The organism is Corynebacterium sp. (assembly GCF_012838985.1).
In the GTDB taxonomy this organism is placed as follows: Bacteria; Actinomycetota; Actinomycetes; order Mycobacteriales; family Mycobacteriaceae; genus Corynebacterium.
The window spans coordinates 1-9386 of sequence record NZ_DUOE01000206.1 but is presented as its reverse complement, the minus strand read 5'-3'; the positions used below and the strand labels follow the sequence as shown (position 1 = coordinate 9386).

The following is a 9386-nucleotide window of genomic DNA, read 5'->3' as shown; positions in this document are numbered from 1 at the left end:
GGTGCGTTCGCGGCCCAGGGTGAGGAAGAGGATCGGGCCGATGAGGTTGGCGACGATGACGACCGCCGCCCAGCCCCAGCGTCCCAGGCCCTTGCTGAGCCGGTCGGTGGGGGTGCGCAGGAGCACGGTGAGGGCGACCACAAGCAGCGTCACCTGTGCGACGGCCAGGGTGATGGCGGCGTAGATCATGGGGCGCCCTTTCCGCTAGTTGTGCTACTGATACTAGCACAACTGCGCAGCTGCGCACTCCTCCCGCGTAAACTGACCCGAATGATCGTCACCACCATCGCCCGTGAACTCAAGGTGCGCGAGGACCAGATCCGCGCCGTGCTCGACCTGCTCTCCGAGGGCAACACCGTCCCGTTCATCGCCCGCTACCGCAAGGAGGCCACCGGCGGACTCGACGACACCCAGCTGCGCACCATCGAGGAGCGCGCCACCTATCTGCGTGAACTCGAGGACCGTAAGCAGACGATCCTCGAGGCAATCGAGGAGCAGGGCAAACTCACCGAGGACCTGCGCGCACTCATCCAGGCGTGCGAGACGAAGGCCCGCCTCGAGGACCTCTACCTGCCCTTCAGGAAGCGCCGCCGGACGAAGGCGGACATCGCCCGGGACGCGGGGCTCGAGGCACTCACCGACGCGCTTGTCGACACCCCCGACGCCTCCCCGGAGTCCCTCGCCGCGGGGTACCTCACGGAGGGATTCGAGGACGGGAAGAAGGCCCTGGAGGGTGCGCGCGCCATCCTCATCGACCGCTTCGCCCTCGACGCCGACCTCGTGGGCGAGGTGCGCGAGCAGATGTTCCGCACCGGGCAGCTGGTCTCCTCCGTGGTCGCCGGCCGGGAGAAGGAGGGGGTCAAGTTCAAGGACTACTTCGAGTTCTCCGAGCCTTTCACGAAGCTGCCCTCCCACCGCATCCTCGCCCTCCTGCGCGGCGAGGCCGAGGGGGTCCTCCAGCTCACCCTCGACGCCGGCGACGACACCGTCTACGAGGGCATGATCGCCGGGCGTTTCTCCCTCCCGGTGGGGCGGTCCCGTTGGCTGGCCGACGCCGTCCGTTTCGGCTGGCGCACCAAACTCGCCGTGTCCTCCGGCCTGGACGTGCGCATGCGCCTCAAGGAGAAGGCGGAGGAGGGTGCCCTCGATGTCTTCGCCCGTAACCTCCGCGACGTGCTCCTGGCCGCACCGGCGGGGCAGCGTGCGACCCTCGGCATGGACCCGGGCTACCGCAACGGCGTGAAGTGCGCGGTCGTCGACCCGACCGGCAAGGTGCTGGCCACCTCCGTCGTGTACCCGCACCAGCCGCAGAACCGCTGGGACGCCGCCCGCCAGGAACTCGCCGGTCTGTGCGCCACCCACGGAGTGGACCTCATGGCCGTGGGCAACGGCACCGCCTCCCGGGAGACGGAGAAACTGGCGGGTGAGATCGCGGACCTGATCAGGGAGGCCGGCGGGAAGCGTCCCACCCCGGTGGTGGTCAGCGAATCGGGTGCGTCGGTGTACTCGGCCTCGGAGATCGCCGCCGCCGAGTTCCCGGACATGGACGTCTCCCTGCGTGGTGCGGTCTCCATCGCCCGCCGCCTGCAGGATCCGCTGGCGGAGCTGGTGAAGATCGACCCCAAGGCCATCGGCGTCGGCCAGTACCAGCACGACGTCAACCAGCACGCCCTGGCCCGCACCCTCGACGGCGTGGTGGAGTCGGCCGTGAATGCGGTGGGCGTGGACCTCAACACCGCCTCGGTCCCGCTGCTCGAGCGTGTCGCCGGGGTGTCAGCCACCGTGGCCCGCAACATCGTGGCCCACCGCGATGACAACGGTGCCTTCCCCGACCGGAAGGCCCTGCTCAAGGTCCCGCGCCTGGGCCCCAAGGCCTATGAACAGTGCGCCGGTTTCCTGCGCATCTCCGGGGGCCGCGACCCCCTCGACGCTTCCGCGGTCCACCCGGAGGCCTACCCGGTCGTCGCCCGCATCGCGCAGGCCACCGGCCTGGAGGTCGCCGAACTCATCGGTAACACGCGGGTGCTGTCCGGCCTCCGGGCCGCCGATTTCGCCGACGACACCTTCGGTATCCCGACGGTCACGGACATCATCGCGGAGCTGGACAAACCCGGACGTGACCCGCGTCCGGAGTTCCGGACCGCGACGTTCAAGGAGGGCGTCGAGAAGCTCTCTGACCTGAAGCCGGGCATGATCCTCGAGGGAACGGTCACCAATGTGGCCGCCTTCGGCGCCTTTGTCGACGTCGGCGTCCACCAGGACGGCCTCGTCCACGTCTCCGCCATGTCGGACAAGTTCGTCTCCGATCCGCATGAGGTGGTGCGTTCGGGTGAGGTGGTCAGGGTGAAGGTCATGGAGGTTGATGTCGAGCGGCAGCGCATCGGCCTCAGCCTGCGTCTCGACGACGAACCGGGGCAGCCGCAGCGGGCCCGGAGGAAGCCGCAGCGCCGGAAGCAGGCGCCGGCAGCCGGGGGATCGATGGCAGAGGCTCTCAGGCGGGCCGGTAGGTATTAACCCCCTTTTCTGGTGTAAAAAGGGGGTAGGGGGAAGAAATCCATGGATTTGTCTTAACTAAAGTCCGACGAACACCCCCTTTGTGGGGGCGGGACGGGGGCTGTCGGGGGACCCATCCCACAAATGCTTTCGGCGGCACGTAATTTGGTTATCATAGTGATTAATGCAATTACATAAACCCGTGGACCCCGAAAGCGAGTGGACATGGTGCCACTGTATTTGGCCACATTTTCCGACGTGGCCTATGAACTGAGTCGCGCTCTGCTGCGTTTCGCCAGTGTCCTCTTCCTGGCGTACGTGCTCACTGTCGTCATCGTCCTCCTCGTGACATGGCGACCGAAGGGCAGGACTCCCGTCACAACCGTCCAGGAGGTGGAGGAGGCCCGGGTCTCCCGGCAGGCCGAGATGCCTGCGATGGTCATCTTCCACCCCGAACAGGAGATCCCCCTCAACGAGGTGCGGGTCTCCCCGGTCAACACCGTCGACCGGGAACCGCTGCCGGTGTCGAACCTGAAGAAGGTCCCGGACATCCGCAGGAAGGAGATCCTCCAGTGATCCTCATCAACGGCCAGCGCATCGACCTTGTCCTCGTCGTCGCGGTGTCACTCGTACTCATCTTCGTCTGCTATCTGATCGCGATGATCATCCTCTCGCAGGTGCGGAAGGTGTCCTGGCAGCCGCGCGACCCGGACTCACCTGAGGCGACCCCCTACCAGGTGATCTTCATCCTCCCCTGTCTCAACGAGGAGCGCGTCCTCGGCGCCAGCGTGGAGCGGCTGCTCCAGATCAGGCACTCCCGGACCAACGTCCTGGTGGTGGACGACGGCTCCGATGACGGGACCGCCGACGTCGTCCGCTCCTTCGACGACCCGCGTGTCCACCTCCTGCAGCGCAGGCTCCCCGACGCCCGCAAGGGCAAGGGGCAGGCACTCAACGCCGCGATCCGCCACATCCTCGCGGGCCGGGTGATCCCGGACCCGGACCCGGCGACCACCATCATCGTGGTCGTCGACGCCGACGGCCGCATGGACGAGCGTTCCCTCGACTACGTCCTGCCCGCCTTCGATGATCCGCAGCTCGGGGGCGTCCAGATCGGCGTGCGCATCAATAACCGGCATACCAACCTGCTCGCCCGTTTCCAGGATTACGAGTTCGTCCTCTACACCCAGGTGTTCCAGCGCGGCCGTGTGAAACTCGGCAGCTCCGGACTGGGCGGCAACGGCCAGTTCGTCCGCCTGTCCGCGCTGATGAAGCTCGGCGACCGTCCGTGGACCGATTCCCTCACCGAGGACCTCGACCTCGGCGTGCGGATCCTGCTCACCGGCATGGACCTTAGCTTCTGCCCGGATGTCGCGGTCCACCAGCAGGGACTGGTGAGCCTGCGTCGCTGGGTGCGGCAGCGCACCCGCTGGTTCCAGGGGCACCTGCAGTCCTGGTCCCTGGTGCCCGAGGTGGTCACCGGCCTGCACGGTTCCCGCCGCATCGACCTGTTCTACCACCTGACCAGCCCGTTCATCCTGCTCATCGGCTCCATCTTCACCGGTGCCTTCCTCCTCTGGGCGGTGGACCTGGCGATCGACCTGTACCAGGGAACCGCGCACTTCACCTGGCTGTGGGTGAGCACCTACCTCTTCGCCTTCGCCCCGTCGATGGTGCTGGGGCTCATCTACCAGCGTTCCGAGCCCTCCATGGGGGTGGTCCGGGCCCTGACGGTCGCGCACCTCTACGTCTTCTACGCCCTGCTGTGGATCCTCGCCGGCTGGAGAGCGGTGTTCCGGATCGTCCTGCAGAAGAACAGCTGGGTCAAGACCGAGCGGCTCAAGGAGAATGCCCACGGCATCGCCGAAGGTGAACCTGAGGAGGAACCGGTCGTCGCCGCGCCCGCTCTCCCGGGCAGGTCATGAACCTGGTGAAGGTACTGGTGATGATCATGGCCGTGGGACTCGCAGTGGCGTCCGTGGGATGCAGCCCGCCGTCCAACGCCAGTGGCCAGCACAGCTCGCGCAACCCCTTCGACACCCGCGCGTGGAAGGAGGGGAGCAGCCACGGGCCGTGGCACGTGGTCTTCGACGGGTACGGTGCGGTGACCGGCAGCGACCGGGAGGTCCGCATGGTGCCCAGGTCGGCGGACTCCCCGGACAGCACCCACGCGTGCCTGGTGCTGCAGACCGGGGAATACCCGGGCGACATCGACTTCTCGGTCACCGTCCACACCGAGGAACAGGTGAGGATCGGCAACCCGAACCCGTGGGAGGTCGGATGGATCCTGTGGAACTACCGGGACGACGACCACTTCTACGCCCTCGCGCTGAAACCCAACGGGTGGGAACTGTCGAAGCAGGACCCCGACTACCCCGGCAAGCAGCGCTTCCTCGCCTCCGGACGACTGCCCCGTTTCCCCCTCAACCAGGATCACCGGGCGCGGGTGGTCCACGAGGGCGACACCATCACGGTGTACGCGCAGGACACTCTCCTGGGCACCTACACCGACACCGAAACCCCGTACCGCGGAGGCACGATCGGCCTCTACACCGAGGATGCGATGGTCCGTTTCAGTGACCTCGAGATCCACGGCCGTGGAGCAGTGACCCCCGAAAACGTCAGCAGAACACCAGACACGTTGGAGTGAATTGACGATGTTTCACCGAGCCAGACACCGTAACCGAAGGGCCTCGACGCGATTCGCGATACTCTCGCTCGTCCTGGCCTCCGTGGTGAGCGTCCTGGGGGCGGGATACCTGCTCTACTTCATCACGGATGACACCATCAGGGTGGGCGAGCAGTCCGCCCTGGCACACGAGTTCGTCGAGGACTTCAAGGACGACCCCGACATCGACGTAGAGCCGGACCACGAGCCGTTCCCGGCCACGTTCGGGCAGGCCGGCGGCAAGCGGACGCTGGTGCTCTACGACACCGGCAGTGCACGCGCCGACCTCAACGGGTTGGGCACCGCGAACCTCGCCACCCACTTCGGTGAGGTGACGATGCAGCACGCCATCGACTACCAGCCCGGACAGATGCACAGTTACGACGCCGTCATCTACGTCGGCACGAAGTTCGAGGAGATCCTCCCGCCCAGCCTGCTGGCGGACATCCTCGACGGCCGGACGAAGGTCCTCTGGGCGGGCACGAACATCCACCAGATGGGGGACTGGGAGGGCTCCCCGGAGTCCCAGGAGTTCGCCGAGCGCTACGGCTGGATGCCGGCTGCCTCACAGGTGAACGAGACTGATGAGATCACGACGATCCGCTACAAGGATCAGGACCTCGACCGTTCCCCGGCCAGCGGTTTCATCTACGTCCCCGCCATCACCGACCCCGCGAAGGTGGAGGTGCTCGGCACCGCGCTGTGCGGTACCACGGCGGCCCCGCAGGCCTGTGCGGGCGCCCCGGGCACCGAGTTTCCGTGGGCGATCCGCTCCGGGAACCTCACCTATGTCGCGGACAACCCCCTGGACGTCATCGTGGAGAACACCCACCACCTGGCGTACGCGGACCTGCTCTATGATCTGCTGGCCCCGGAGACGGTGCCGACGAAGAAGGCCGCGGTCCGCCTGGAGGACGTCGGCCCCGAGGCCGATCCCCGCACCCTGCGTCGGGTCGCGGACTTCCTCCACGAGCGCAACATCCCCTTCCAGGTGGCGGTGATCCCGGCACACCTGTCGGAGGTCCCGGACGTGGATCCGGTCCGCCACTACGGCGTGTCCCTGCTGGACCGGCCGCATGTGGTCAAGGCTCTGAAGTACATGCAGGAGAAGGGCGGCACCCTCATCCAGCACGGAACGACGCACCAGTACGGCACCATCCACAACCCGTACCAGGGCGCCAGCACCGCCGCCGACTACGAGTTCTACCGCGCGCGGTGCAGTGCCACCGAGTTCCCTCCCTACGAGTTCGAGGAGTGCCGCCAGAACTCCTGGGTCCGTCTGACGGGCCCAGTCAGCAGGGACAGCGTGGATGACCACCTCGCGCGTCTCCAGCGGGGCCGGGAGATCATGGTGGAGGCCGGTCTGGGTTCCCCGCACATCTTCGAGGTCCCGCACTACGGAGCGTCCCCGAACGCCTACGAGGCGATCTCCCGCAGCTACGACTACCGCTATGAGCGTGTCCAGTACTTCGCAGGACTGACCACCGGCATCAGGCACGAGGATGATCAGGCGGACTTCACGCAGATCTTCCCCTACCGGGTCCATGACGTCTACGGGATCACCGTCCTGCCGGAGAACCTGGGCAACGTGTCGGAGGAGATGCAGAACAACCACCCGCCCCGCCCGCCGGCCTTCCTGGTGGACAATGCGAAGCGCAACCTGGTGGTCCGTGAGTCCACGGCGAGCTTCTTCTTCCACCCGTACCTGCCGCTGGAGTACCTGGAGGAGCTGGTCACCGGCATCACCGATCTCGGCTACACCTTCGTCCCCGCCACCGAGCTGTAACAGGCTCCCGTGTGCACCTGACAACCAGATAGAGAGGCAATCATGTCTAGGCCCAAGGTAATGACCATCTACGGCACCCGTCCGGAGGCGATCAAGGTCGCCTCGTTGCTGGCGGAGCTGCAGCGTGACGGGCGTTTCGAGTCGATCCCCGTGACCACGGGTCAGCACCGCGAGATGCTGGACCAGGTCAACGAGATGTTCGGCATCGAACCCCGCCACGACCTCAACCTCATGCGGACGGGCCAGACCCTCAACCAGCTGGTGTCGCGGGCGCTGCACGGACTGGATGAGATCATCGACCGGGAGAACCCGGACGTGATCATCTCGCAGGGTGACACCTCCACCGCGATGGCGGCGGCGCTGGCCGGCTTCAACCGGGGGGTGAAGGTCGTCCACGTCGAGGCGGGGCTGCGGACCGGCAACATCCAGTCCCCGTTCCCGGAGGAGGCGAACCGTCGGCTCATCAGCCAGGTGGCGTCACTGCACCTGGCGCCGACGGAGGCGGCCCGGGAGAATCTGCTCCGGGAGGACTTCCCGGGGGAGGACATCGTGGTCACCGGCAACACGGTCATCGACGCCCTGCTCACCGTCGTGGAGTTCGACACCGAGCTCGGGGATGAGGCGCTCCGTGCGGCCGTCGCATCCGAGAACCGCCTGGTGCTGGTGACCACCCACCGGCGCGAGAACCTCCACGCGATGGTGGAGATCGGTTCCGCGATCCAGGAACTCGCCCGCACCTACCCGGACGTCAACTTCGTCCTGCCGCTGCACCTCAACCCCCGGGTCCGGGACAAGGTGCTCCCGGAGGTCGCGGACCTGGACAACGTCATCGTCACCGACCCGTTGCCCTACGACCAGTTCACCAAGCTCATGCAGCGTTCCACCCTGGTGCTCTCCGATTCAGGTGGCGTGCAGGAGGAGGCCCCCTCGCTGGGTAAGCCGGTGCTGGTGATGCGTGAGAACACCGAACGTCCCGAGGCCGTCACGGCCGGCACGGTGAAGCTCGTGGGTACGGTCCGCCGGGATATCGTCGACGGCGTGCGGGAACTGCTTGACGACGCCGCCGCGTACGACGCCATGGCCAACGCCGTCAACCCCTACGGTGACGGCCGGGCGGCGCCCCGCTGTGTGGCCGCCATCGCCCAGCTCCTCGGGGTGGGGGAGAGGATCGCGGAGTTCAGCGCAGGCCGTTGATCCCGCCGGGCAGGTCGATGAACTCGTAGCCGAGTTCCGCGTACTGCGCGCAGAACTCGGCCGAGCGCACGCCTGAGGCGCAGTGCACGACCACCCGCTCCGCGTCGCCCAGGCGGCGGCGGATCGTGTCGGGGGAGTAGATCTCCGACAACGGCAGACGCACCGGGTCCAGGTCGGCGAGGGAGTCGTTGAGCATCTTCTCGTGGGGCTCGCGGATGTCGAGGAGGAGGGCCTTGCCGGCGCGGACGTCGTCGAGAAGCGCCTCAGCGGGGTTGACGGCACACATGTCCCCACCATACGACGGCTCCAGCGTGGTCACGAGCGTGCGCGCCGGGTCCGCGGGGATCTGGAACGTGCGGGTCGTGCCGGGGAAGGCGTCATAGCTGAGCATGCGGCCGGGCACCACGTCGAGGCCGGCGAGATGTCCGATGGCGGTGGTGGCCAGCAGACCGCCGACGACTGCGGTGGTGGCGCCGAGGACGCCGGCGGTGGCGCAGTCGGGGATGGAGTCACCGCGCGGCTGCTCGGGGAACAGGTCACGCAGACCCACCCCGCGCGCGCCGGGGCCGGAGGTGAACAGGCACACGTCGCCGTGGAAGCGCAGGACCGTGCCCCACACCAGGGGGGTGCCGGTGATCTCGGCGGCGTCGGCGACGAGGTACTTGGTCTCGAAGGAGTCGGAGCCGTCGAGGACCAGGTCGACGGAGCCGACGAGCTCCACCGCGTTGTCCACGGTGAGACGCCCGTTCAGGGCGGTCACCTCGATGCCCGGCTGCAGCTCCCGGAGACGTTCGGCGGCGACCTCCACCTTCACGCGCCCCACGTCGGAGGCCCCGAAGAGGATCTGGCGGTGGATGTTGGTGATGTCGACGGTGTCGTCGTCGATGACCGTGATGTGACCGACACCCGCGGAGGCCAGCGACTGCATCGCCGGGCAGCCGAGGCCGCCGGCCCCGATGACCAGCACGTGGGCGCGGTGCAGCGCCTCCTGCTGCGCGATCCCGTAGCCGGGCAGGGCGAGCTGGCGGGCGGTGCGCCGCAGTTCAGACTCGGGGAGCACTACAGCACCTGGTCCGACCAGGAGACCAGCCCGTCGAAGCTGGAGGAGGCCACGGCGTGCTCGCGGCGCGGGATGCGGCCGGCCCCGGCGGCCAGGCGTCCGGCCTCGACCGCGTGCCGCATGGCCTGCGCCATGGCCACCGGATCCTGCGAGCGGTTGACCGCGGAGGCCAGCAGCACACCGTC

General features: G+C 67.5%; 8 protein-coding genes and 1 pseudogene. 6 read left to right on the top strand and 3 right to left on the bottom strand.

What is annotated here, in order from left to right; translation table 11 throughout:
- On the bottom strand, nt 1-189 hold a 189-nt coding region (locus GXZ33_RS11670), incomplete at its 3' end, for a PLDc N-terminal domain-containing protein (protein WP_291341297.1).
- Between the two features lie 81 nt (nt 190-270).
- Between GXZ33_RS11670 and GXZ33_RS11665 the strand changes: the two genes are divergently transcribed.
- The 6 genes from GXZ33_RS11665 (at nt 271) to wecB (ending at nt 8141) form a co-directional block, all read left to right on the top strand.
- The gene (locus tag GXZ33_RS11665; protein WP_291341295.1) at nt 271-2514 is read left to right on the top strand and encodes a Tex family protein; all 2244 of its coding nucleotides are present in this window, start codon (nt 271-273) and stop codon (nt 2512-2514) included.
- A 237-nt stretch (nt 2515-2751) separates the two neighbouring features.
- The gene (locus GXZ33_RS11660) at nt 2752-3069 is read left to right on the top strand and encodes a hypothetical protein (RefSeq protein WP_291341294.1); all 318 of its coding nucleotides are present in this window, start codon (nt 2752-2754) and stop codon (nt 3067-3069) included.
- On the top strand, nt 3066-4418 hold the full coding sequence (locus tag GXZ33_RS11655; protein ID WP_291341293.1) for a glycosyltransferase family 2 protein: 1353 nt from the start codon (nt 3066-3068) through the stop codon (nt 4416-4418). Before GXZ33_RS11660 ends, GXZ33_RS11655 begins: the two co-directional genes overlap by 4 nt.
- Nucleotides 4415-5143, top strand: a complete 729-nt coding sequence (locus tag GXZ33_RS11650; protein ID WP_291341292.1) for a hypothetical protein — start codon at nt 4415-4417, stop codon at nt 5141-5143. Before GXZ33_RS11655 ends, GXZ33_RS11650 begins: the two co-directional genes overlap by 4 nt.
- Nucleotides 5144-5225: 82 nt before the next feature.
- Nucleotides 5226-6947, top strand: coding sequence for a polysaccharide deacetylase family protein (locus tag GXZ33_RS11645; RefSeq protein WP_291341290.1), 1722 nt, complete (start codon nt 5226-5228; stop codon nt 6945-6947).
- Nucleotides 6948-6989: 42 nt separating this feature from the next.
- Entirely contained in the window at nt 6990-8141 is a 1152-nt protein-coding gene (gene wecB, locus GXZ33_RS11640) for a UDP-N-acetylglucosamine 2-epimerase (non-hydrolyzing) (protein ID WP_291341288.1), read from the top strand.
- Here wecB and GXZ33_RS11635 read toward each other — a convergent pair.
- On the bottom strand, nt 8125-9201 hold the full coding sequence (locus GXZ33_RS11635) for a ThiF family adenylyltransferase (RefSeq protein WP_291341287.1): 1077 nt from the start codon (nt 9199-9201) through the stop codon (nt 8125-8127). The genes wecB and GXZ33_RS11635 overlap by 17 nt on opposite strands.
- Nucleotides 9201-9386 (bottom strand): annotated as a pseudogene (locus GXZ33_RS11630) (thiazole synthase); the annotation flags it as partial. The gene GXZ33_RS11635 and the pseudogene GXZ33_RS11630, both read right to left, overlap by 1 nt.

Coding starts and splice junctions, on each gene's coding strand:
- GXZ33_RS11650 (WP_291341292.1), top strand. CDS start 4,415: ATGAACCTGGTGAAGGTACTGGTGATGATCATGGCCGTGGGACTCGCA.
- wecB (WP_291341288.1), top strand. CDS start 6,990: ATGTCTAGGCCCAAGGTAATGACCATCTACGGCACCCGTCCGGAGGCG.
- GXZ33_RS11665 (WP_291341295.1), top strand. CDS start 271: ATGATCGTCACCACCATCGCCCGTGAACTCAAGGTGCGCGAGGACCAG.